The 24,887-nt window shown below is 44.2% G+C and carries 25 protein-coding genes and 1 pseudogene; all 26 read right to left on the bottom strand.

Annotated elements, in window-relative coordinates:
• Positions 1-89 precede the first annotated feature (89 nt).
• A complete protein-coding gene (gene atpA, locus RCG22_RS16550) occupies positions 90-1,598 on the bottom strand; it encodes a F0F1 ATP synthase subunit alpha (protein ID WP_098262258.1) in 1,509 nt (502 codons plus the stop codon).
• Positions 1,599-1,623: 25 nt separating this feature from the next.
• Positions 1,624-2,160 carry a F0F1 ATP synthase subunit delta gene (locus tag RCG22_RS16545; RefSeq protein ID WP_098262257.1) on the bottom strand — a complete coding sequence of 179 codons (537 nt, stop codon included), beginning with the start codon at positions 2,158-2,160 and terminating at the stop codon, positions 1,624-1,626.
• Entirely contained in the window at positions 2,157-2,687 is a 531-nt protein-coding gene (atpF, locus tag RCG22_RS16540) for a F0F1 ATP synthase subunit B (protein ID WP_098262256.1), read from the bottom strand. Before atpF ends, RCG22_RS16545 begins: the two co-directional genes overlap by 4 nt.
• A 99-nt stretch (positions 2,688-2,786) precedes the next feature.
• Complete coding sequence (gene atpE, locus RCG22_RS16535; protein ID WP_026568218.1) at positions 2,787-3,011, bottom strand: F0F1 ATP synthase subunit C; 225 nt, start codon at positions 3,009-3,011, stop codon at positions 2,787-2,789.
• A gap of 79 nt (positions 3,012-3,090) precedes the next feature.
• Positions 3,091-3,804 carry a F0F1 ATP synthase subunit A gene (atpB, locus tag RCG22_RS16530; RefSeq protein WP_098262255.1) on the bottom strand — a complete coding sequence of 238 codons (714 nt, stop codon included), beginning with the start codon at positions 3,802-3,804 and terminating at the stop codon, positions 3,091-3,093.
• Positions 3,805-3,826: 22 nt separating this feature from the next.
• Positions 3,827-4,201, bottom strand: coding sequence for an ATP synthase subunit I (locus RCG22_RS16525; RefSeq protein WP_098262254.1), 375 nt, complete (start codon positions 4,199-4,201; stop codon positions 3,827-3,829).
• A gap of 2 nt (positions 4,202-4,203) precedes the next feature.
• Entirely contained in the window at positions 4,204-4,428 is a 225-nt protein-coding gene (locus tag RCG22_RS16520; RefSeq protein ID WP_098262253.1) for an AtpZ/AtpI family protein, read from the bottom strand.
• Positions 4,429-4,804: 376 nt separating this feature from the next.
• A complete protein-coding gene (locus RCG22_RS16515; protein ID WP_308103816.1) occupies positions 4,805-7,036 on the bottom strand; it encodes a S8 family serine peptidase in 2,232 nt (743 codons plus the stop codon).
• 124 nt (positions 7,037-7,160) lie between these two features.
• Positions 7,161-8,180, bottom strand: a complete 1,020-nt coding sequence (locus tag RCG22_RS16510) for a nuclease-related domain-containing protein (RefSeq protein ID WP_308103815.1) — start codon at positions 8,178-8,180, stop codon at positions 7,161-7,163.
• A 505-nt stretch (positions 8,181-8,685) separates the two neighbouring features.
• Positions 8,686-9,315, bottom strand: a complete 630-nt coding sequence (gene upp, locus RCG22_RS16505; protein ID WP_308103814.1) for a uracil phosphoribosyltransferase — start codon at positions 9,313-9,315, stop codon at positions 8,686-8,688.
• Between the two features lie 195 nt (positions 9,316-9,510).
• Positions 9,511-10,752: a serine hydroxymethyltransferase gene (gene glyA, locus RCG22_RS16500; RefSeq protein ID WP_098260176.1), complete on the bottom strand. Its 1,242-nt coding sequence runs from the start codon at positions 10,750-10,752 to the stop codon at positions 9,511-9,513.
• 269 nt (positions 10,753-11,021) lie between these two features.
• Positions 11,022-11,589, bottom strand: a pseudogene (locus RCG22_RS16495) (TIGR01440 family protein).
• A gap of 46 nt (positions 11,590-11,635) precedes the next feature.
• On the bottom strand, positions 11,636-12,082 hold the full coding sequence (rpiB, locus tag RCG22_RS16490) for a ribose 5-phosphate isomerase B (protein WP_308103812.1): 447 nt from the start codon (positions 12,080-12,082) through the stop codon (positions 11,636-11,638).
• Positions 12,083-12,260: 178 nt separating this feature from the next.
• Positions 12,261-12,686, bottom strand: a complete 426-nt coding sequence (locus RCG22_RS16485) for a low molecular weight protein arginine phosphatase (RefSeq protein ID WP_308107185.1) — start codon at positions 12,684-12,686, stop codon at positions 12,261-12,263.
• Between the two features lie 98 nt (positions 12,687-12,784).
• Positions 12,785-13,342, bottom strand: coding sequence for a manganese efflux pump MntP (locus tag RCG22_RS16480; protein ID WP_098260180.1), 558 nt, complete (start codon positions 13,340-13,342; stop codon positions 12,785-12,787).
• Positions 13,343-13,611: 269 nt separating this feature from the next.
• Entirely contained in the window at positions 13,612-14,655 is a 1,044-nt protein-coding gene (locus RCG22_RS16475; protein ID WP_308103811.1) for an L-threonylcarbamoyladenylate synthase, read from the bottom strand.
• Between the two features lie 184 nt (positions 14,656-14,839).
• On the bottom strand, positions 14,840-15,286 hold the full coding sequence (locus RCG22_RS16470) for a GNAT family N-acetyltransferase (protein WP_308103809.1): 447 nt from the start codon (positions 15,284-15,286) through the stop codon (positions 14,840-14,842).
• 157 nt (positions 15,287-15,443) lie between these two features.
• Entirely contained in the window at positions 15,444-16,397 is a 954-nt protein-coding gene (gene spoIIR / locus RCG22_RS16465) for a stage II sporulation protein R (RefSeq protein WP_308103808.1), read from the bottom strand.
• A gap of 130 nt (positions 16,398-16,527) precedes the next feature.
• Positions 16,528-17,439, bottom strand: a complete 912-nt coding sequence (gene prmC / locus RCG22_RS16460) for a peptide chain release factor N(5)-glutamine methyltransferase (RefSeq protein ID WP_308103807.1) — start codon at positions 17,437-17,439, stop codon at positions 16,528-16,530.
• Positions 17,432-18,505, bottom strand: coding sequence for a peptide chain release factor 1 (prfA, locus tag RCG22_RS16455; protein WP_098260185.1), 1,074 nt, complete (start codon positions 18,503-18,505; stop codon positions 17,432-17,434). Before prfA ends, prmC begins: the two co-directional genes overlap by 8 nt.
• A gap of 168 nt (positions 18,506-18,673) precedes the next feature.
• A complete protein-coding gene (locus RCG22_RS16450) occupies positions 18,674-19,198 on the bottom strand; it encodes a hypothetical protein (RefSeq protein WP_308103806.1) in 525 nt (174 codons plus the stop codon).
• A 308-nt stretch (positions 19,199-19,506) separates the two neighbouring features.
• Positions 19,507-20,124, bottom strand: coding sequence for a thymidine kinase (locus tag RCG22_RS16445; RefSeq protein ID WP_308103805.1), 618 nt, complete (start codon positions 20,122-20,124; stop codon positions 19,507-19,509).
• Positions 20,125-20,234: 110 nt separating this feature from the next.
• Positions 20,235-20,453, bottom strand: coding sequence for a 50S ribosomal protein L31 (rpmE, locus tag RCG22_RS16440; RefSeq protein ID WP_098260188.1), 219 nt, complete (start codon positions 20,451-20,453; stop codon positions 20,235-20,237).
• Positions 20,454-20,693: 240 nt separating this feature from the next.
• Positions 20,694-21,959, bottom strand: a complete 1,266-nt coding sequence (gene rho, locus RCG22_RS16435) for a transcription termination factor Rho (protein ID WP_098260189.1) — start codon at positions 21,957-21,959, stop codon at positions 20,694-20,696.
• 314 nt (positions 21,960-22,273) lie between these two features.
• Positions 22,274-23,236 (bottom strand): class II fructose-bisphosphatase, encoded by a 963-nt coding sequence (gene glpX, locus RCG22_RS16430; protein WP_066248699.1) that lies wholly within the window; start codon positions 23,234-23,236, stop codon positions 22,274-22,276.
• Between the two features lie 49 nt (positions 23,237-23,285).
• Positions 23,286-24,572: a UDP-N-acetylglucosamine 1-carboxyvinyltransferase gene (gene murA, locus RCG22_RS16425; protein WP_098260190.1), complete on the bottom strand. Its 1,287-nt coding sequence runs from the start codon at positions 24,570-24,572 to the stop codon at positions 23,286-23,288.
• Between the last annotated feature and the right edge of the window lie 315 nt (positions 24,573-24,887).

Genomic DNA, 24,887 nt, shown 5'->3' with positions numbered 1-24,887 from the left:
TTTCAAAGAATGTCTGGTAAGGCGCGAGGCACTGTGTGAACCATTCACATGGTGCCTGACACCCTCACCGTTCTAAATGTCAGACCCTATTATTCGGAAACTGCAAACGTCTTTTTGAAGGCGTTGATTGCAGAAGCCATATCGTCATCCGAAGGAAGGTCCTTCGTTTTTGTAATATGGTCTAACAACTCTTTGCGGTTGTGGTCTAACCAATTAAGGTATTCTGATTCAAAACGGCTGATATCCTCTAATGGAATCTCATCAAGGAAGCCGCGTGTTAATGCGTAAAGGATTGCTACTTGTTTTTCAACTGAAAGTGGCTTGTGCAGGTCTTGTTTAAGCACTTCAACTGTACGAGCACCACGATTCAATTTCGCTTGTGTTGCTTTATCTAAGTCTGATCCAAACTGAGCAAATGCTTCTAATTCACGGTAAGATGCAAGGTCAAGACGTAAGGTACCAGATACCTTTTTCATTGCCTTGATTTGTGCAGAACCACCTACACGTGATACAGAAAGACCTGCGTTAATCGCCGGACGTACACCGGAGAAGAAAAGGTCTGATTGTAAGAAAATCTGTCCATCAGTGATCGAGATAACGTTTGTTGGAATATATGCAGAAACGTCGCCCGCTTGCGTTTCAATGAACGGAAGCGCAGTGATCGAACCAGCACCAAGTGTATCGTTAATTTTCGCTGCACGCTCTAGAAGACGTGAGTGCAAGTAGAATACATCCCCTGGATAAGCTTCACGACCTGGAGGACGACGAAGCAGCAAGGAAAGCTCACGGTAAGCAGCCGCTTGTTTAGAAAGATCATCATACACGATCAATACGTGTTTGCCGTTATACATAAACTCTTCTGCCATTGCAACACCTGAGTATGGTGCTAAGTAAAGCAATGGAGCTGGTTGTGATGCAGAAGCGGTAACAACGATGGAGTATTCTAATGCCCCGTATTTACGAAGTGTTTCAACGGCATTACGAACAGTCGATTCTTTCTGACCGATTGCAACATAGATACAGATCATGTTTTGACCTTTTTGGTTCAAGATTGTATCGATGGCAACAGATGTTTTACCTGTTTGACGGTCACCGATGATTAACTCACGTTGACCACGTCCGATTGGCACAAGGGCGTCAATCGCTTTGATACCTGTTTGTAATGGCTCATGAACGGATTTACGGGCCATTACGCCTGGAGCTACTGCTTCAACAGGGCGTGTTTTTGTTGTATTGATTGGACCCATACCATCTACTGGTTGTCCAAGTGAGTTTACCACGCGTCCGATTAGTTCCTCACCAACTGGAACCTCCATGATGCGTCCTGTACGGCGTACTTCGTCGCCTTCTTTAATTTCTGTGAAAGGTCCAAGAATGATGATACCAACGTTATTTTCTTCAAGGTTTTGTGCCATACCCATAACGCCGTTTGAAAATTCAACAAGTTCTCCAGCCATGACATTGTCGAGGCCATGAACACGTGCGATACCGTCACCGATTGAGATAACTGTACCAACATCCGTTACTTGAATTTCCGCCTGATAGTTTTCAATTTGCTTTTTTATCAGGGCACTAATTTCTTCAGCTTTGATGCTCATGAGTTTCACCCCTAATCTTTCGAATCTAGCTTAACAATTTACGTTCTAAACGATCGAGTTTGCCTCTTAATGACCCGTCATATATACGATTTCCAATTCGCAGGCGAATGCCGCCCAGCAGGTTGGAATCTACGATATTTTCAATTTTTAGGGACTTCTTGCCCACTTTTTTAGCAAATACAGAAGAGATTCCTTCGCGCTCCGCATCCGTTAATTCACGAGTGCTGTATACTTTTGCTTCAGCAATACCCATCTCATTATTCGCTAACTCTAAAAATTCATTTGCCACGTCAACAATTTGGTCTTCACGGTGGCGGTCGATTAAGATCAACAATGTATTAAGTACATTTACATTTACTGATGTGAATGATGCTTTTATAATCTCTTTTTTCTCTTCTTTTGAAAGCTTGGAAGAACTTAAGACGACTTTTAAGTCAGGATTGTATTGGACAACTTCCTTCACTACACGAAGTTCTTCTTCAATTACTCCGAGTGCACTCGTCTCTTTCGCTATTTGGAAAAGAGCCAACGCGTAGCGCTTTGCTACCATTGAGTTGCTCATCGCTCTTCTCCTGCCTCTTTAATATATTCGTTTATTAATTGCTCCTGATCTGCTGCAGTTAATTCTTTCTCAATTACTTTTGAAGCAATTAACACAGATAGTGAGGCAACTTGTTCACGAATCGCGGCAACAGCTTTTTCTTTTTGCTGCTCAATTTCAAGCTTGGCTGCTTCTTTAATACGTTCAGACTCTGTACGTGAGGCCGCAACGATCTCTTCACGCTGAAGTTCCCCTTGCTTTTTCGCAGCTTCGATTAAGTTTTGAGCATCCGTACGTGCTTCTTTTAAAAGATTTCTTTGTTCTTGTAAAATCTTTTCAGCTTCTAAACGACTATTTTCCGCCGCGCTGATTTCATTACCAATATGCTCTTCACGAGTCTTCATGATGCCCATCAACGGACCCCATGCAAACTTTTTGAGTAAGGCTAACAAAATAATAAATACGATGAGCTGGAAGAAGATATCTCCAGTATTAATGTGGCCGCCGCCTTCAGCAGCAGTCGCTAATACAAAACTGTTTGTTAACACCCTCGGTTCACTCCTTTCAAGAGTTGCTTAACGATAGAAAAAACACATAAATGAATGGCGAAGATTTGTTGATCATCGCCAAAGTGGATTTGCCTAGAATTATTTGTTTAATACCATGAACGCGATAACTACACCGATAATCGGCAATGCTTCTACTAACGCAACCCCGATAAACATTGTCGTTTGAAGTAAACCACGGTGCTCAGGCTGACGAGCGATACCTTCTACTGTACGTCCTACGATAAGACCGTTACCAATACCTGCTCCTACTGCTGCTAAACCGATTGCGATTGCTGCTGCTAAAACACCAATTGATCCTGTCATTACTTTTTTCCTCCTTAAATGTATGAAACATAGGTTATTTTTTTATTTTGTTCATAAAAAATGAACGGGTGTATTATTATTAATGGTCGTGACTCACTTTATGAGACAAGTAAACCATTGTTAACATTGTGAAAATATAAGCTTGGATGGTACCAACGAAAATAGAGAACCCTTGCCATACCAATGTCAGCGGAATCGCTGCGATGGTGCCGACAATACCTTGATGTGCTAATCCAGCTGCCAATAGGGATAAAAGCAATTCACCTGCAAAAATATTCCCATATAGACGCAGACCAAGAGTCAGCGTATTGGCAAATTCCTCAATGATTTTCAATGGGAATAAGAATCCCATTGGACTGAAGAAACCTTTTGCATAACCTTTTACACCTTTTAGCTTGACCCCATAATAATGGGATAGTACCAATACCATAACTGCTAGGGTTAGGGTGATCATTGGATCAGCCGTTGGTGATTTCCACCAAAGCTTTTCATCAACCACAATTGCAAATGGAAGACCTAGCATATTGGATACAAAAATATACATAATTAATGTAATCCCCAGGATGTGGAATCTTCCACCATCTCTCCAATCCATCGTGCTGTTGATTATTCCTTTAACAAAGTCCATTACCCATTCAAAGAAGTTTTGCATCCCAGTAGGTTTCATTGCCAGCTTCCGTGTCGAAAGAACAGCAATAAGGAAAACGATTAAACTAGCAACCGTAATCATCAGCATATTGGCGCCATTAAACCAAAGGCCCATAAATTCAAACTGTGGAATACCATGTTCCATGTAAACTCACCTCGCTTCCGCTTCATTTATGTACATGCAATGCATGGTAAAAATAATCTATCATAATGACAATATAGGATGTCATTAATCCTATCACTAAACTAATCATATCAAATTGCTCGGGATATCGTAAGGCGATTAACGCAGCAATTCCCGCCACAGCCATCCTCGAGAGCGACCCTAAAGATTTGGGCTTCTTACCCTCTGTTACCTTTTTATCAAAGCTTTCCGTCTTTCTCACTAGAATCCACAGATTCAGATAACTAAAGCACGTCCCAAGAATTAACCCTAAAAAGATTGGTTGATACGATGTGAAGCCCCAGCCTAGAACATAAATGGACAACAAGTAAAAAATCCATTTGCGCTGCCTGTTGTACATAACTCTGAATTCTGGCATAGTTATTTATCTCCTGAATAGAAATGGCGGATTGAGAGAAGCATGGAATAGGTACCCGCTGCTAAACCTATAAGCAGTCCGACAATTAAGAAAATTGGCTCGGTACCCCAATGTTGATCCAGCCATCTGCCTGAGAAAATACCTATTAAAATGGAACCTACTAATTGGGAGACAATTGCGGACATTAAAGCCATAGCTTGTAATGGGTTGCGGTTGTTTTGACGCATATTACACATCCTCACTCTTAGAGAATGCCAATCGGGCAAAAAGTAAAATTCATTACCTAAATACTATCCTCAGATAGATTAAATTGCATGAAAACCCTATCATTTACACCCTTTGTTAGCATACAATAGCACCCTGGCATTGTCAATGAATTTACGTGAATTATACCACAAAGTCTTTCCCTTAATTTTCCTCCAATTTAGAATTAACTCAACAATCCTATTGTATTGGAAATTGTGAAGGAATTTTGCCTAATTTGTGTCCGTTTTGTGAACGTTTAGAATTATACTAATGGTACAATTTTATGAACTTTTGTTATGGTTTTTGCGAAACACAGACCATGTCTGGAGAGAACATGGTCTGTTTCATCATGCTATTTTAGTTTTCCTGCCTATCAATGGTGATCATGCGTTCCATGTGATCCTCCCTGCCGGCCTTTATCGCAAAAACTTTTACTAAATAGTTCCCATTCGCCGGCAGCATTTCAGCCTCGATGTCCTTGCGAATGAGTCCTTTTTTTACATTAGTAATCGTATCTAAAAAACCGACAAAACGGTAATCCTCTGGGTTAAACAGCGCAATCCCAAATTCCTCCGCCCCGCCTGGCAAATATACCTCATAGCGGTACTGCCCGGGTTTGTCTCCCTCTGCAAAATCAAAGCCCATGACCCGTGGGTAATTTGGCTCCGCTAAAACATAGAGATAGGGGATTCTGATCGTGGACCCGCCCGCCTCGAGGCGCAGGTAGCCATCATAAATTTTCCCTTTAAACAGCTCTGGGTCGACCGTTAATTCAATGGTAATGTCTCTTGTTTCTTTTGGCTTCAATGTAAACGTTAACGGCATGCGCCAGTCGATTCCCACAACATGGGGCGGGATGGCAAATGAATAGCGCTGGTCCTGGTTGCTTGTATTGACAACATGCAAATAGGCTTTATGGTCATCATTTCGTTCGGTAAATTTCCCAAAACGGAGACTGCTTGGTGAAACAAGGGATGTCGCTTTGATGGCTTCATCGACTTGGATTCTTCCTGCCCCCTGTTCATAGGTACGGTAATAGGTTGATCCGCTTCTCAGGTTCCCCTTCCCTACGTGGTCCGTGGTTCCGGAGTCGGCCAGCGGTTTCGCGGTGTTCATCAACGCCGCTTTGATTTCTTCGGGCGTCCAATCCGGATGGGCCTGCTTAATTAACGCACACGCCCCCGCCACATGCGGAGCCGCCATACTCGTCCCTTGAAGCGATAAATAGCCGCCCGGAATCGTCGAATGAATCGCTACCCCGGGCGCAACAATATCCGGTTTGATTTCCCAAGTCCCTGTCACAGGTCCGCGTGAGCTAAAGTCGGCGAGCTGGTCCTGGTCTTCACGGACAGTGACTCGTGCTGAGGTCGGTTTGCTTTTTAAAGCTTTTTGTAAAATAACCCCGTCTTCCTTCGAGATGGCGCCGACCGGGAGCGACATTTGGGTGTCAAGGTTTCCCATGAAGCGGCCGCCACTCATATTATTATAGATTAGGACCGCCTTCGCCCCCGCTCGCTTCGCATTTTCTGCTTTTTTTGAAAAAGTTAGGATGCCTCTTTTAATGAGGGCAATTTTCCCATCAACATTCTTCAGTTCATTCGGCCTGCCCATCCCGCCATCGACTATGTCAGCTGAGCGGTCGAGTGCCCAATTGGCTGAGCCCTCAAGCGGCTCAATCCGGAATTTATTCCTGCTTCCTTCTATTAATAAATAAGGTGTTTCCAGGGTTGGGGTAGATGCCCCGACCGAGATTGCTTTGGAAGCCGTCCCGGGCGAGCCAACACTCCATATATCCGGCCCAGAGTTACCTGAAGCTGCAACAGCGACGATCCCGCGGTCGACGGCACGGTTGAGGGCAAGGCTGATTGGCAAGTCAGGCCCGTTAATATCATTTCCTAGCGAGAGATTCACAATGTCGACTTTATCCTTTATCGCTTGGTCAATCGCCGCGAGCACCTGCTCGGTGGTCCCGCCCCCGCCAGGTCCAAGTGCCCGGTACGCAACAATTTTCGCCTCTGGGGCAACGCCTTTTATTTTCCCATTGGCCGCAATAATGCCAGCCACATGTGTTCCGTGGATCGTCGCCTTCCCGATGGCGAGCGTTTCCATCGGATCGCGGTCGTTATCGACCAGATCCCGGCCGCCAGCATAGTTACGCATGAGGTCGGGATGAGTGTAATCAACTCCGGTATCAATGACCCCGACCGTGACCCCCTTTCCTGTCAGCCGTTGGTTTTTTTTATCAAAAAAACGGCGAACCTCGTCTCCGCCAATGATCTTGACGCTCTCTTCCGTTTCCGCCTGGTAGGTAATCACTGGTGAGACACTGCGAATTTGTTCATGGCTGCGACCGAGCTTCGCAAGTGATTCCGCACTGCCTGCGACGGAGAATCCATCCAGCGCATCGTGAAAAACTCGGCGCAATTTAACGTCTTTGTAGGGTTGAATAATCTGCCGGATTTCCCGGTCAGTATGCGCTTTGTCCAGGATAATAATCGCAGTTGTTTCCTGCGTGCTTTTGGTGATCTGAGGATGGATGAGTATTTTCGGAGTTTGAAAAACCAGCAGTAACGCAAGTAGAATTTTCATCGACGGAATTCCCCTTTTTCCATATCGTTTTCAATGAAGGGGGAAAGTATGCACACCTAATTATCGGGTGACACCTTGGTTGGGTGTTGATTTCCTGTATTTACGGTGGAACCTCCTATCTAGTTTACCTGGTCGGAATCGTATAGGCGTTGATTCCCTTTTCGTCGAGTGGGCACAGGAGTTGATTTTTGGGAAGAGTGTAGTTTGTTCCTCGTTTGGAGCCTGATGACGTGAGGTTGAGCGATCGAAGTTGATGCCCCGCTACGGAACTAGAACCGATACACAAAAACTCTGCAAACTGCTTCCTGGTAATCGTCGGTCCCAACAAGAGGAAATAATCATCGACTGTCTGAAAAAAGGCAGTTTTAGAGGAATATCCGCAATCGGGGCAGTGCCACTTTGCTGAGTAAAATTCCATGTTACCTGTTTGAGAATTAGGGCAAAACACTCCTGAAATTATGTCAGACTTGGATAATTTGTACGATAGGGGGATATCCGGAATAGGAGTTTGATGGTGGCTTAAAAGGAGGTCCACTAATTGATTCGTTTTTCTTTTCGTAAACAAAGGCTTTTGATACCTGGCTTCCAGTTCTTCCAACTTATCCAGAAGCGACTCAGCATAAATCAACTCATTGAAAATTTGCTGATTGTCTGGAGTTGTTTCCACTTTCGTCGTTGGTTTACTGATGATGACCGCCTTTTCAATTGGTAAACCCAGCATTTGCTTCTTCCTGAGCCAATTTACGAATTGCAGTTTCTGCCTTTTCACCTGAAGAATTGGATTCGAAATGCCTTCTTCTTCATTATTAAATTCCTTTGTTACATGATTGGTTTCTTTGTTAAAAATCAATTTCTTCGATAGATTTTTGATTTCTGCCATGAAGATAAATCTCTGTGAAACGAGTACCAGATCCATTTGGAATACCTTCTTGTCGGTTAGCCGCAGGCCATGAAAAATGTAATATTGATCTTCAGGCAAAAGCGACAGAAAATAGCTGCATTCCTTCTCCCCGTAGTATCCTTTCAGCCACGATCGCAGGTCGCGTTCGACTGTCGTTCTGATTGGATGACTTTTCTTCAATCTACGCAGCAACGCCATACATTGATAAGCTTGAATTGGTAATTGTAATTCTAAAACAACCATCCATCACACCTCATTTTCTAGTTTCAGAGGTACTTTCTATTAAAAATTGAGATTTCCTGCATAAAAATTATGGATATATTTTGAATTTTATTGACTTTAGTGCTCTTTTTTTGAAGAAATTCCTTCTCGTTGGGGTTTTTTTAAAATTCTTATTGGTTTTGTTCACTTTTAAACAGGTTTTGTTCATTTTTTAATCGTTTTGTTCAATTTCTAAATAGTTTTGTTCACTTTTCAAGGTGTTTTGTACAATTAGACAAATTTTACCAAATAAAACTCCTGTTTTTGCTTTTTTATCTCTTGATCATTCTCTTTTTTTTAAAAAGGAACCCTATTCCAGTAAAGAATAAGTATCTTTCTATAAATTTTTCCAGCGTTCTGAAGCGATTTCTTTTATTTTTTCAAAAATGGATGGTTTCAAATTAAATTTCCAAAAGACAATGACCTATTTTAATAAAAACCAACAAAAAAAAAGCCGAGCAAGCCCGACTTTTTTTCAAACTAAATCTTATTTTGTTCCAAACAACCGGTCTCCTGCATCACCAAGGCCTGGGACGATGTAGCCGTGGTCATTTAATTTCTCATCTAGGGCAGCAATATAGATATCCACATCCGGGTGGGCTGTCTTTACCGCTTCCACGCCTTCTGGTGCAGCAATCAAACACATAAACTTGATGTGCTTGGCGCCACGCTTCTTCAAGGAGCGAATCGCTTCAATCGCCGAACCGCCTGTTGCTAGCATCGGGTCAACCACAATGAAATCGCGCTCTTCGACATCGCTTGGCAGCTTAATATAATACTCGACCGGCATCAAGGTTTCAGGGTCGCGGTATAAACCGATATGGCCCACTTTCGCGGCTGGAATTAATTTCAGGATGCCATCCACCATTCCAATTCCTGCACGTAAAATCGGAACAATCCCCATTTTCTTACCGGATAGAACCTTTGATTTCGCCGGACAAACAGGTGTCTCGATATCGATATCCTCAAGCGACATATCCCTAGTAATTTCAAACGCCATCAAGGTCGCAACTTCATCAACGAGCTCGCGGAACTCCTTTGTTCCGGTGTTTTTATCACGTATGTATGTTAGTTTATGCTGAATTAATGGATGGTCAAAAACAAATACCTTGGCCATAATCATCGCCCCTTATTTTATATTAATGTACACTTCGTCTCATTTTACAGAAAAAAAATGCAATGAGCAAATCAAAATACGCTCAAATCAACTAGTTAGATTTTTCAAAAAAAATCGACCCCACTTTAAAAAGTTAGGTCGATTCTCTGCTGATAAAAATGAAAACTGTCAAGTTCCAGGCTTGAACTTTTCTAATTAATATTCTGGATAAAGTGTAAATTTGCTTGTTAACGCTTCGACGCGGCCTGCTGCTTCCTCTAGCTTCGCCACATCTTCATGATTTTTCAAGGTAAACGCGATGATTGAAGCAATTTCGTCCATTTCCGCTTCACCAAAGCCACGGCTTGTTACTGCCGCCGTACCGATACGGATACCGCTTGTTACAAATGGGCTTTGTGGATCATATGGAATCGTGTTTTTATTGACTGTAATCCCAATTTCATCAAGGACTTTTTCAGCAACTTTGCCTGTCAGACCAAGCGTCTGCACGTCCACCAACAGCAGGTGGTTGTCCGTTCCGCCGGAAACGAGCTTCAAGCCCTCTTTTTGGAGACTTTCGGCTAAACGTTGGGCATTGGTGACAATCTGACCAGCATATGCTTTAAAGCTGTCCTGCAGTGCTTCACCAAAGGCAACAGCTTTTGCAGCTATCACATGCATTAATGGACCGCCTTGAATTCCAGGGAAGATTGATTTATCAATTTTCTTGCCAAATTCCTCTTTGCAAAGGATCATCCCGCCGCGTGGACCGCGCAAGGTTTTATGAGTGGTTGTTGTCACAAAATCAGCGTAAGGAACTGGATTTTGATGCAAACCTGCCGCTACAAGCCCGGCAATGTGCGCCATATCGACCATGAGGTACGCACCGACTTCATCGGCAATCTCACGGAACTTCGCAAAGTCAATCTCACGAGGATAGGCACTGGCACCGGCAACAATCATTTTCGGCTTGTGCTCAAGTGCTTTGGCACGGACATCATCATAATTGATGCGGTGTGTTGTTTCGTCGACTCCATATTCAACAAAGTTATATTGAACACCACTGAAGTTAACTGGACTGCCGTGTGTTAAATGGCCGCCGTGGGAGAGATTCATGCCAAGCACGGTGTCACCTTGCTCAAGAACCGTGAAGTAAACGGCCATATTGGCCTGTGCACCTGAGTGCGGCTGTACGTTTACATACTCCGCTCCGAAAATTTCCTTCGCCCGGTTGCGTGCTAAGTCTTCGACGATATCAACATATTCACAGCCACCATAATAGCGACGGCCAGGATACCCCTCTGCATATTTATTCGTTAATACAGACCCCTGGGCTTCCATGACTGCTTCACTAACAAAGTTTTCTGAGGCAATTAATTCAATTTTGGAACGCTGACGACCTAATTCTTTTTGAATCGCTTGAAAAACCTGTTCATCGGCTTGAGACAAATGCTTCATGACAAAAAATCCCCCTTTATATGTAAGTACTTATAAATTTCGAAAAATTCTTTTTTATTTTAGCAGAAACACACTCAAATTAAAAGAAAAACATTCTTCGGTTTTTTATAATATTTTTCACCGAAAGTAAACATTTTTAAATCTAGGGTCATTTTTTCACGAACGAACATCTATTATTTTAAAATAATATTCGTCTTTTCAACAAAACCGCTTCTACTCCATAAAATCATACAGCCATATAAAACTTTAATGGCAGACACCCCATTGCATTAAGAGCAGCTCGTGTTTTCCTGGCTCCGTTCATATACAGCTCTCACTCCGCCAATCAGCTTTGGGCGAACCTTGGCCAGGGTGACATGGGCCTGTCCGACGCTTTTTTGCTTGACGCGGACGGGAACGGCGACATGTTTTAAATGCATACCAATGAGTGTGTTGCCGATATCGATGCCGGCATCCGCCTTTATAAACTCAACAACAACGGCATCATCCATCGCTCCAAACGCGTACGTTGCCATCGCCCCGCCAGCTGTTCGGACAGGGACAACTGAAACTTCATCGAGACGATTTTCCACTAAAACAGCTCGTTCGACAACCAAGGCTCGGTTCAGATGCTCGCAGCATTGGAAGGCAAGTACAATCCCCGTTTCCTCTTGGAGTTTTTTCAAACAGCGGTAAATCATTTCCGCCACTTCAACGGTCCCCGATGTCCCAATTCTCTCCCCGATAACCTTCACTCGTACTGCAGCCAATTACTAGCAGCTGCCCTTGTTGGAATGCTGCTTGTTCTTTGAATTCCGTTAGTATCGCTTCCAATTCTTGTTCACACTTTAGAATCATAAACCTTACCCTCCTCGAACAGATTTTCAGTCCAATCCAAGCCTGGTTAGAGGTGCTTATCCTCATATTCGCTAATTTTTCCAACACGCCCTGCATGGCGGCCGCCTTCAAATTCACCTGTTAACCAGATTTGGGCAATATCTCGGGCAAGACCGGGTCCAATGACACGCTCACCCATCGCAAGAATATTTGAATCATTATGGGCCCGCGTTGCTTTTGCGCTAAATGTATCATGTACTAGGGCACAGCGGATCCCCTTCACCTTATTGGCGGCAATCGTCATGCCAATTCCAGTCCCACAAATTAGGATGGCACGGTCAAACTCGCCGCTTGCCACCTTTTTTGCAACGGGCAGTGCGTAATCAGGATAATCGACAGATGTTTCACATTCACAGCCAAAATCCTCGTATTCGAGTCCCATTTCTTTAAGTAATTGTGCAATTTCTTTGCGAAGATTAACCCCGCCATGGTCTGACGCTAGTGCCACTTTCATGTTAAAAACCTCCGATATCTTATTAACGGACTATCCCCACTATAGGGCTTATCCTCTCGTGATTAATTTTGACATACTGCTATAAAAAGATAAAGTTCCAACCAAAAATAAAGTTTCCCATTAAACTAAAAAGCCATGCCAAAAATTAAAGCCCTCTTTTCAAAAAAGAGAGCCTGAGTTACTTTAGTTTTCCAATTGCTTTGTCAATTAATCCATTTAGTTCACGAAAGGTTTCTTCGTACATGGCTAAGCTTCCTCCGTAAGGGTCAACCACATCTGAACCCGAGCCTTCACCGCTGTATTCTTTTAAAGTAAATACTTTTTGACCCAGCTGCGGGTATTGCTGCAGAATGGCCATCTTATGTGAGGATGTCATCGTGAGGATGAGATTAGCCCATTCGACCTCGTCACGGGTTAACAAGCTGGAGCGGTGATTGTGTGTAATCCCATTGTCCTCCAATACCCTTTTCACATGAGCGGAAGCCTCACTGCCGTTCACAGCATAGATTCCTGCCGACCGCACCTCAACTCTGTCAATTTCTTTATTTTTCAAAATTGCCTCAGCCATAGGACTCCTACATGTATTTCCTGTACATACAAACAAAATGCGCTGCAATGTGTTTTCCTCCTTACTCAAGATCTTATGTAATTTATCTTATCATATTTAAGTTTGGGATTCGAAAGGGTTAGCCTATCCACCTATTACCAGAAGGGGGCAAGCAGTTTTAAACCGAAGGCAAGTAAAATTGCACCGCCAAGAGCCTCGCTGTATGACCCGACCCAGCCCTGCATCTTGCGGCCAAGCAGCAGTCCAGCCCAGGTTTGCACGGTTGCCATGATTCCAAAGCACAAAATTACCATAATTGTCTTGGCCCCGTATATCCCTAAGGTAAGCCCCACAGAAAAACTATCAAGACTTACGCTCAAGGCAAACAGCAGCAAGCCGAAACCAATCGGAGAGATGACTTTCTCCTCACCCTTTTTAAGGGTCGACCACACCATTTGCACCCCCAGCAGAATCAGTAGAAAACCACCGATAAAGGTCGCAAAGGTACCAAACTTCTCAGATAAAAATTTTCCCGCAACTAAGCCAAGCAGTGGCATCCATACGTGGAATAAGCCAATCGTGATGCCAATATTAAAAATTTTTCGAAGCCGAAGTTTGTACATTCCCATGCCAAGTCCGACTGAAAATGCATCCATCCCTAGTGCAAACGCCATTAATAGAAGAGTAACTATTTCGCCAATCATTTCAGACATGCGGCCCCCGCCTCCTTGGACTAACTACCCTAGCATATGCAAGTCCTAATAAATTTAGAAGTCTGGTTGGGGAACTGAACATTTGATTACCTACATCTACTATAGCGTACAAGCCGCCCGGTCATTTCCAAAATTTGTTACATAATAGTGCCTGACACCGATTAATTCACTCACGCCAAAGTTGGTGTCTGACACCGAAAAAATTCGCTACCGCCTCGTTGGTGCCTGACACTAAAAAACACCCGGTCCCCTCGTCGGGGAACCTGGTGTTATTCAGCAATCAACTTATTTCCAGCCGCTTTTTGTAGGCGGTTCATAATTGCATTTCCGACACCTTCGTTTGGAAATACTTCGCTGAAAATGATATCAACCTGTTCCAAATTAAATTTTCGCAGCGTATCATATAGCGCCGTGGCGACAGTTTCCAGCTCCTCCCGCTTCCCGCAGGACAGCACAACATCCGCTTCCAACACATCCACCTGCTCTTCCGTTGTAAGCACCCCGACCCGCAAACCCGCCGTTTGCTTTTCTTCTACTAAACTTTGGAGAAATTGCGTGGTGCCTGACACCATAAATAACGGTGCATTCGGGGCATAGTGTTGGTATTTCATACCCGGAGCTTTTGGCCGGGCCGCCTCATCGGTTAATGCGGCATCGACACGAACTTCACCGATTACGGCCTTGAGCTGCTCTTTTGTTACCCCACCTGGTCGTAGGATAACTGGAATGGCCTCCGTGCAATCGATGACTGTTGATTCAACGCCAATCCCTGTTGCACCCCCGTCAATCACGCCGGCAATTTTTCCATTTAAATCGTCCAAGACATGCTGGGCATTCGTTGGACTCGGTTTGCCTGAGCTATTGGCACTCGGAGCAGCAATCGGCAGTCCACAGCTTTTCAACAATGCCAGTGCGACCGGATGGTCCGGCATTCTCACCGCGACCGTTGCCAACCCGGCTGTGGCCGATTTTGCTAGCACGCCTTCTTTCTTTTTAAAGATAATTGTCAACGGACCCGGCCAAAACGCCTCCATTAAAACTTCAGCCTTGTCGGGGACCTCAGCCACAAACGTGCTCAGCTGCTTTTTATCCGCAATGTGGATAATTAGTGGATTATCACTTGGCCTGCCCTTGGCTGCAAAAATCTTCGCTACCGCCACATCACTTTCAGCGTTACCTCCAAGACCATAAACCGTCTCTGTAGGGAGGGCAACTACTTCATTATCCCGTAAAAAATTTGCTGCATCCACAACTTGTGGATTACTTTCAAGATTATCCACAGACTTATCCACTTTCCAAACTTTTGTGTTCATAGTTATCCACCTTTATCACAAATGAGTCTATTAGCGAAATTTGGCGAATTTAGTCACCTAGACTCATATTTTTCACTCAATACGTTTGAAAGTATAAAAGAAGGTGGGCATAAAAACAAGTGTTATCCACAAATTGTGCACAACTTCCTTGAAAAAGTGGATAACTTTGTGGATATACCCACAATTATAGTGAAAATTTTAAAAATAATGAGTTATCCACATTTAAAACGTGTCGAATATGTTTAGATTGATAAAATTCGCTGGGTATTTCTGCCCGATCAATTCTCTGGAAGCCCATTATTTCAAAAAACGGCAAGGCTACGCTCTTATTTGTTGCCAAAAACAAACCTTTTATCCCTTTTTCTTTTGCTAATTGCATCATTTGATCAAAAAGAATAAAGATTTCCTTTTCCGCTTGTCCAGGGGAAACTACAAGTGAACGCAAGAGCCCAAACTCTGTGAAGGCTTCCATCCCAAGCGAACCCATTATTGTGCCATACTCATTCTCTAGCAACAAAAAATAATCAACCGTTTCTTCTGTCAGTCCATCCGTTCCAAGTTTGGCTCTAGATAAAAACTCTCGTAAACCGTCCAAATCTTGTTTATTTGCTCTACGAATTAGTGCCCGCATCCTATCCACCTCTTTTTTAAGATTCTACTCTATGAATATTGATGAGATAGAAAAAATAGAACCGCTAGATTCCCGAAATCTAGTAAAAATTAATAAGGCATAGGACCGCTGTTTTTTCACGCCACGCGAAAAAACCAGCCCCTTAATTGGAACTGGCTTAATTAAATATCTTTTCCCACATCTCTACCACGAAAAACTTCACTTCCACCGGCTTCTCATCTTCCGAGGTATACACAGGCGCCGCCTTTTCAGCTACCTTCACCGTCTCTTCTGCATCTTCAATCACAATTTCATTGAACACGGGCACATTTTTTTCAATCAACCGCTCAGGTTTCTTCATTTCTACTTCATCATCAGTTGCCGCTTTTTCCATTTTTTCAGCCTTTACCACCACTGTCTTCGGATCTTCCTTTACCACCTTAGCTTCTTTCGGTCCAACAGAACTTGTTTCCTCTTTCAATCCGCTTGAACTTGCTACCACTTCTTCATTCTTAAACTTTTTCGGTTTCTCACTAGAGTTTGCTTCCCTTTTTACTTTTTCAACTGGCTTGTCAGGATTCACAGTTTTTGCATGAGCTTTTTTCTCCTCCTCAAAGCCATCACTCACCGCGACACCATTTGAAAAATCAAGGAAGCATAATGGCGGATAAAGCACACACCACCAGTTCGCGCCTTCACCGCTCCCGAGCGTAATCAATATCGCTTGATACTCACCAGCTGGATATAAAAATTGACCATATAATTTCGTCGGAAACTGAACCTTGCCGAACTCAACGTTCACCGATTGATTGGACCCTTGCTCTCGGACTACCTGTTCCGAAATCGCTTGAATCTCAGGAAGCTTCGCCTTGATGACCGTTCTTGCTTTTTCCATCGACGTTAAATCCCGCACCCACAGTGTAATCTGCGCGTTCACCGCATCGCGAACCTTCCGCTTAATGGCCTGGTCTTCTTCAAAATCACTGTTTGCAAGAATCCTGAGCCGAATCGCTTCACCCGGAATCACAATCGATTCCTTCGCAGCTGCTTCCGTCTTCGGCATATATAAACTCAACATTGTCCCTAAAGACAACACGATTAGATAACTCCAAACCACTAATTTACTTCTCATTCTGACACCGTCCCTTCGATATCTTCATTTTGGACAAAATGCCAGAATCTTAAACTATTAAATTTTGATATTTTCCATAAAGCCAAGGGCAAACCTCTAGAAGATTTCCTTCTAAAAAAAGCCTCGGGACTTAAGCCCCGAAGCCGATTTCCGCAAATACCATGCGATCCTTGCCAAACAAATCATTCACTATCTCTACCTTTGCATCCTCAAAAGCCTTTTGTATAAGCTCCGCTACCGCTTCGCCTTGGCCCGCCCCAATTTCGAAACCAACCAACGCTCGCTGTTCCAGCACCTGCGGCAGCTCAATCATAAAGCGGCAGTAAAAATCCAAGCCATCCGTCCCTGCAAACAAGGCCCGGTGCGGCTCATGCTCCGTCACAACCTCCGACATCGTTGTCATATCACCAAGCGGAATATACGGCGGATTTGAGAGGATCACATCAAACCTGGCCCCGCCCTCAATAAACGGAACAAGTAAATCACCCTGAACAAACTCAACCTCCGCCCCAAGCCGTGCCGCATTCTCGCGCGCCACAGAGAGTGACGTCTCCGCAATATCAGTGCCTAACACCATTAACACTGGCCCCTCATTACTATTGGTGCCTGACACCACCCGCAGTTCGGCTTCTTCAAGCTTCATGGTAATCGCGATGGCACCGCTTCCTGTGCCGATATCTGCTAACCGGATAACCTGCTTGCCGCCAAAAAGCCGCTTGATCCGTTGGAGTGCGCCGTAGACGAGTTCTTCGGTTTCCGGCCTCGGAATCAGCACCTCTTCATTGACGATAAACGGGCGCCCATAAAACTCCTCGGATCCGATAATATACTGCACCGGTGTACCCTTCGCATGTTCTTCAACCGCTTTTTCAAACTCAGCCCACACACCCGGCGCCAGCTCATCGCGCACATTCGCAAATAACTGCGACCGTGACATCCCTGTCAAATGGCGAAGTAACAACTCACCCGCATTCTCATCACGACTCGCAGAAACTAAAAAAGAAGAAGCCCATTGAAGAGCTTCATAGACTTTTTTACTCATTAGAGGCACTTTCCAGCCTGCGCGCTTGGTCATCCATAATCAGCGCATCGATGACATCATCGAGCTTGCCTTCTAAAATTTGATCGAGCTTTTGAATTGTCAAACCGATGCGGTGGTCTGTCACCCGGTTTTGCGGGAAGTTATAGGTCCGAATCCGCTCCGAACGGTCACCCGTACCAACCGCTGATTTACGGACCGAATCATACTCCGCCTGTGCTTCCTGCTGATACTTATCATAAATCCGTGCTCGTAATACCTTCATCGCTTTATCTTTATTCTTATGCTGTGATTTCTCGTCCTGAATCGAAACCACAATCCCGGTTGGAATATGTGTTAACCGAACTGCAGACATCGTCGTATTAACGGACTGTCCGCCGGCGCCACTGGATGCAAACGCATCAAACCGGATATCTTTATCGTTGATTTCCACTTCTAATTCTTCCGCTTCTGGCAAACAAACAACCGTCGCTGTCGATGTATGAATCCGACCGCTTGATTCCGTTTCCGGAACACGTTGCACACGGTGTGCCCCGTTCTCATACTTCAATTTCGAATAAGCACCCTGACCGTTGATCATAAAGCTAATTTCCTTGTAACCGCCAAGACCTGTTGGATTCGCATCAATAAGGTCCGTCTTCCAGCCCTGAGCCTCCGCATAACGGCTGTACATGCGATACAAATTCCCAGCAAACAGGGCTGCTTCATCCCCGCCTGCTGCCCCGCGGATTTCAAAGATAACGTTCTTGTCATCATTTGGATCCTTCGGAATCAAGAGAAGCTTCATCTTCGCTTCCAACTCTACGATTTGCGCTTCCAGCTCGTTAACTTCTTCCTTCACCATTTCACGCATATCCGAATCCAACTTCTCATCAAGCATCGCCTTAGCATCCTGAAGCTGGGCGCGTACCTCTTTATATTCACGATAAGTTTGCACAGTTTCCTGTATATCAGATTGTTCTTTTGAATATTCACGAAGTTTTTTTGAATCATTAATAATTTGTGGGTCGCTTAAAAGTTCATTCAACTTATCATAACGATCTTCCACCGATTGAAGACGATCAAACACGGTCTATTCACCTCAATTTTTTGTCCATAACATTCTAATTATAGTATAGGTGAAAACAACCGTCAAAACCAAATTCCTGGGGAAAATTTTTTCGCGGGTCATTTTTCAAGTGGAAATCCCTTTTTAAAAGAAACTCTAGAAAAAACATGCCCTGATAATCAGAGCATGCTACCTTCGATCCTCTTTGACGCGCACTTCAATTTCATAGCGTGGCAAGGCCTGAATCAACTTGCGATGAAGCCTAGCTTCCGCATTAATTTTCCCCTGCTCAGATTGCATTCCCTTTTTATAAACAGAGACCCACATCCGGTCGCCATTAATCCAAATGGAATCTGCCGTAAACTCATCCGAATCTGCGATGACTTGTTTAGCCTGTTGAATATCATTGCCATGATTGTTCGCGCCAGCCTCTGACCCGCTGCCTGTCCGCTTTAGGTCAAGAAAATTCGGATTTTGATTAGTGATATCATCTTCAACCATATGCTGCTTGTTATTGCCCCGTTTGTTACTATCTGCAGGGGTGTTTTGGTTGGACCTATTCGTTGACGTGTTGCGGTCATTGTCCTGGATAGACATATAATTAGGCGCAGTTTTATCTTTTCGAAGGTCATACGCCTCTTCATTTCGATTCCCCGCACAACCGCCGACTAAAACTAACATCGTTAATGAGAGAAACAGCACAAATTTTTGCATCTTACACCTCCCATTACTATCATGCCCGGACTCCTCGCAACAGAACGAGTGAAATCTTTCCAAGTTCCTATTTCCTAGACATGATTCTGCCGGATCTGAAAGGAATTCCGCCAACTTCGTTATTTATTCCGCCGAATGCCATGTTTATTCCGCCAAACCTCACTGGAATTCCGCCAAATGCCATGTTTATTCCGCCAAACCCCAAATCCTACCCTAAACAAACAAAAAAACTGCCCGAGAATCTCCTTCTCAGACAGTTTTCATATTGGTGTCAGGCACTAGTTATGTAAACTAAACCTACCCTGACGTTAGTTCGTTGCTTCTTGTTCGATTTTGGAGCGGTAGACGGCCGTTTTTGGTACTTCATGGTGGTGACGGCAGCGAGGCTCGTACGCTTCTGAGGCACCAACTAAGATAACTGGATCATGGTAGGATGCTGGATGTCCATCAATCAGACGCTGCGTCCGGCTCGAAGGCGAACCGCACACTGAACAAACCGCTTGCAGCTTTGTCACTGATTCAGCAATCGCCATCAATGCCGGCATCTGCCCAAACGGCTCTCCGCGGAAATCCATATCCAGACCCGCACAAACGACGCGATGGCCGCTGTCAGCCAGTTGCTGAACCACTCGGAGAATCCCCTCATCAAAAAACTGAACCTCATCAATCGCAATAATATCGATATCTGCTTCCACGTGATGAAGAATCTCAATCGAATGAACAATTGGCTTCGCATGAAATGAAGATCCATTATGGGAAACAACCGATTGATCGTGATAGCGATTATCAATTTTGGGCTTAAATACAGCTATCTTTTGTTTGGCGAATTGAGCACGTCTCACGCGGCGAATCAATTCCTCCGATTTTCCAGAAAACATACTGCCACAGATAACCTCAACCCATCCGCTTTGCTTCATTAAATACATAAAGACGGCGTCTCCTTCCTAGCAAATCCGTATATAATCTATCCTGAAAATTGAATTTATTTAAATAAAAAACAGGCAAGTATATTGCTTCTTGCCTGTACTTTTTACAATTATTGTTGTGGTATATCAGATTTGATGCCGTATTTTTTGTTGAAACGGTCAACACGTCCGCCAGCTTCAGCGAATTTTTGACGACCAGTATAGAATGGATGACATTCTGAACAAGTTTCAACGCGAATTTCTTTCTTCACTGAACCAGTTTCAAAAGTGTTTCCGCATGCACAAGTCACCTGTACCATTTTATAATTTGGATGAATTCCTGCTTTCATTCTTTTCATCTCCTTCCGCCCTGAATCATTCGAAACAGAGTTATATAAAGCACCTATCAAAAACAAGTACTGAAATACTAAAAACACACTGCACCCATTATAACAAGCAAAGCTCTTTTTGGCAAGTTGGGATTTGTTGGTTTCTTTTTTAAAATGGAACCTATAATCCTCCCCTTTACCAGGGTTGTCCCAAAGTTATCTTACTAGGAACGGACTTGTTTTCACAGCTTACCCAAGTAGCTACGAACGTCTTGATTTCAACTCTTCTCCCAATTGAGCAAAGAATTCTTCATTAGACTTTGTTTGTCTTAATTTTTTCAAGAAGCGCTCAGCAAAATCTGGTGAATCTGACATTGATTTTCTGATTGCCCATAATTTATCCAAATGGTCCTTTGGAATGAGCAATTCTTCCTTCCGTGTTCCCGAACGACGGATATCAAGCGCAGGGAAAATACGACGCTCAGCGAGCTGACGGTCAAGGTGCAGTTCCATATTACCTGTCCCTTTGAATTCTTCATAAATGACGTCATCCATCCGCGAGCCGGTATCGACGAGCGCAGTGGCAAGAATCGTCAAGCTTCCGCCCTCTTCGATATTACGAGCAGCCCCGAAGAAACGCTTCGGACGGTGGAAGGCTGCTGGGTCAATACCACCAGAAAGAGTCCGGCCGCTTGGAGGAATCACGAGGTTATAGGCACGAGCCAGACGGGTGATACTATCCATCAGGATAACCACATCACGTTTGTGCTCGACCAAACGCATCGCACGGTCAAGGACCAATTCAGCCACTTTAATATGGTTTTCCGGTACTTCATCAAATGTCGAACTAACGACGTCACCGGCAACTGAACGCTCGATGTCGGTCACTTCTTCTGGACGTTCGTCGATTAACAGCATGATTAATTCTACTTCCGGATGATTGGTGGTAATGCTGTTCGCAATTTCTTTTAACAGCATCGTTTTACCAGCCTTTGGCGGTGCGACGATTAAGCCACGCTGTCCAAAACCAACCGGTGCGATCACATCCATAATCCTCGTAGAAAGATGTTTTTGCGTGGTTTCGAGATTCATCATTCTGTTTGGATATAGGGGTGTGAGGCCAGGGAAATAAACCCGTTCTTTCGCGGATTCTGGATCTTCACCGTTAACAGCCTCTACATGCAAAAGTCCATAATAGCGCTCATTCTCTTTTGGTGGTCGTACTTTACCGGAAACTTTATCTCCATTACGGAGGTCGAAGCGGCGGATTTGCGAAGCAGAAATGTAAATATCCTCTGAGCTTGGTGAGTAATTAATTGGCCGTAAGAATCCAAATCCTTCTGATTGGATGATTTCTAGGACGCCTTCCATGAAAAAATAGCCCTGCTGTTCCGCACGGGATTTCAGGATGGCAAAAATTAATTCTTTTTTTGTTAATTTGCTGTAATAGGTCACTTTATATTCACGAGCAAGCTCATAAAGTTCCTTCAGCTTCATACCTTCTAAACTTGAAATTGTTAAGTCCATTTGTGCACCACACTTTTATTTTTTTCAATCTGATATTAATTAAGAGAGCCTGAGGATTTTGATAGAAGTAGACAAGAAATGAATAGAATTGCAGAAATAATGCATAAAACAATTACTATTTTACCCTCTATGCAAAAAATTAATCAACTTATTTTTCTATTTTCATTCATTGGGAATTTTTTCTGAGAAGGAGTTCGTTCAAAATTCCTAACCTGAGTTATAGGAGTTTTTTAATTTAAGAGACTAGACTGTGCAAATCTGCACACCCTAGTCTACTATCGGTGCCTGACACCGGCATCCGTTTTTGGCTGTATCTATTTAATCACTAAATGAGGTTTTTTCTTTAAGCTGTGACGACCTTCGACAAAGCGAACGGTGCCTGATTTGGCACGCATAACGATTGAGTGGGTCGAACCGTAGGATCCTTTAAATTGGACACCGCGCAGCAATTCTCCGTCGGTAATCCCAGTTGCAGCAAAAATGGCGTCATCCCCTTTGACAAGGTCCTCCATCCTTAGGACACGATTGACATCGAGTCCCATTTTGATGCAGCGCTCAAGTTCTGCATCATTTTGCGGCAATAGTTTACCGATGATCTCACCGCCAAGACATTTCAAGGCCACGGCAGACAGAACGCCTTCAGGGGCACCACCGGAACCAAAGAGAATATCAACGCCGGTGTTGTCAAAGGCGGTATTAATCGCACCTGCCACGTCCCCGTCATTAATTAACTTGATTCTCGCTCCGGCTTCACGAAGCTGAGCAATGATATGCGCATGGCGCTCACGATTTAAGACAGTCGCCACGACATCCTCAATATCCTTATTCTTCGCTTTAGCCACAGCCTTTAGGTTGTCCAAAACAGAAGCATTGATATCAATATGTCCGACAGCTTCTGGACCCACCGCAATTTTTTCCATGTACATATCAGGAGCATGAAGAAGGTTGCCATGATCGGCAATCGCAAGCACTGCCAAAGCGTTCCAGCCGCCTGATGCTAAAATATTGGTGCCTTCGAGCGGGTCAACGGCCACGTCTACACGCGGACCATAACCTGTCCCCAATTTTTCACCAATATAAAGCATCGGCGCTTCATCCATTTCCCCTTCACCAATGACAACGGTTCCCTTCATTGGCACGGTGTCAAACACATCGCGCATGGCCGAAGTAGCTGCACCATCGGCTTCATCCTTTTTCCCGCGTCCCATCCAACGGGCTGAAGCTAGTGCTGCAGCTTCGGTGACACGGACTAGTTCCATCGTTAAACTTCTTTCCATCGGTCTCCCTCTCCCCTATGTCGATTGTTTATCTCCCGAACTTCTCTGTCTACGTATTCTTCATTTGTTCGACTTCTTCTTTTGTTAACGCTTCGCGCCAAATTGTCGCGCCGAGTCCGTTTAATTTCCCGACGAGGTCACTGTAGCCGCGGTCAATGTGCTCGAGGCCAGTTACTTCGGTAATTCCTTCGGCAATTAAACCAGCAATCACCAGCGCTGCGCCAGCCCGGAGGTCGCTTGCTTTTACTTTGGCACCTTGAAGCTGAATCGGGCCGTTAATAATTGCTGAGCGCCCTTCCACTTTAATATTGGCATTCATTCTTCTTAGTTCATCGATATGTTTAAAACGGGCACCATAAATGGTATCGGTCACGACACTTGAGCCCGATGCCTTTGTTAAAAGGGATGTAAACGGTTGCTGAAGGTCGGTTGGAAAACCCGGATAAACGAGCGTTTTGATGTCGACAGCCTTTAGTTTGGTTGACCCATCGACAAACACTTGATCATCGCCCGACTCGACGCGGACACCCATTTCACGTAGCTTGGCAATTAATGATTCTAAATGCTGCGGGATGACGTTGTCGATTAACACGCCTTCACCAACGGCAGCTCCTAAAATCATATAGGTACCAGCTTCGATTCGGTCTGGAATAATCGTATGGCGGCAGCCATGGAGTGAATCGACCCCATCAATACGGATGACGTCCGTCCCTGCCCCTTTAATTTTTGCACCCATACTCGTTAACAGCGTTGCGACGTCAATGATTTCAGGTTCCTTCGCCGCATTTTCAATCACCGTCCGGCCTTTAGCCCGAACCGCTGCCAACATAATATTAATCGTTGCTCCTACGCTGACGACATCGAGATAAATACGTGCACCGCGAAGCTCATCCGCCCGCAGATAAATCGCACCTTGTTCATTGGTGATTTGGGCCCCAAGTGCTTCGAAGCCTTTGATATGTTGATCAATCGGTCTTGGACCTAAATGACAGCCGCCAGGTAAGCCAATAACTGCCTTTTTAAACCGGCCGAGCATCGCACCCATTAAGTAATAAGAAGCACGGAGCTTTTTTACTTTCCCGTTTGGCAGAGGCATGGAAATCATCGTTGATGGGTCGACCGTCATATCATTTTCCGAGAGCTGGACTTTTCCGCCGATTTCTTCAAGGAGATCCTTCAAAATCGCAACGTCTGAAATGTCCGGCAATCCCTCAATTGTCACTGGTGATTCCGCTAAAATTGTTGCTGGAATTAACGCGACTGCACTATTCTTCGCACCGCTTATCCGAACGGTTCCCTTTAACGGATAGCCACCCGCAATTTTAAGTTTTTCCATTTCCGACTCCCTTCTAAGCCCTTCCTTATTACTAAATGAGGCTCTAGGTATATTTTTCCAACATGAATAGTCAAAATCCGACAGCTTGTCTATCCTTTAGTTTACACCAAAATTCTATTTTCAAGTATGGCAATTGAAATTTTTTTACACAAAACTGGAAAATTATGCTTATTTACAGGAATTCCAATCTTTCAAGGAGCCTTCAATCCCTTTTTGAAATTTGTTTATCTCCCGTATTTTCGACTAAATTTTCAATTTTCTCTTAACAGACGGAAACCGCCCTTTTACGTAAGGACGGTTTCATTTTATCATAAC

It is taken from the genome of Neobacillus nitrireducens (genome assembly GCF_030915405.1).
Lineage (GTDB): Bacteria > Bacillota > Bacilli > Bacillales > Cytobacillaceae > Neobacillus.
Note: the sequence above shows the minus strand (reverse complement) of the source record. Positions and strands in the feature narration are given on the sequence as shown.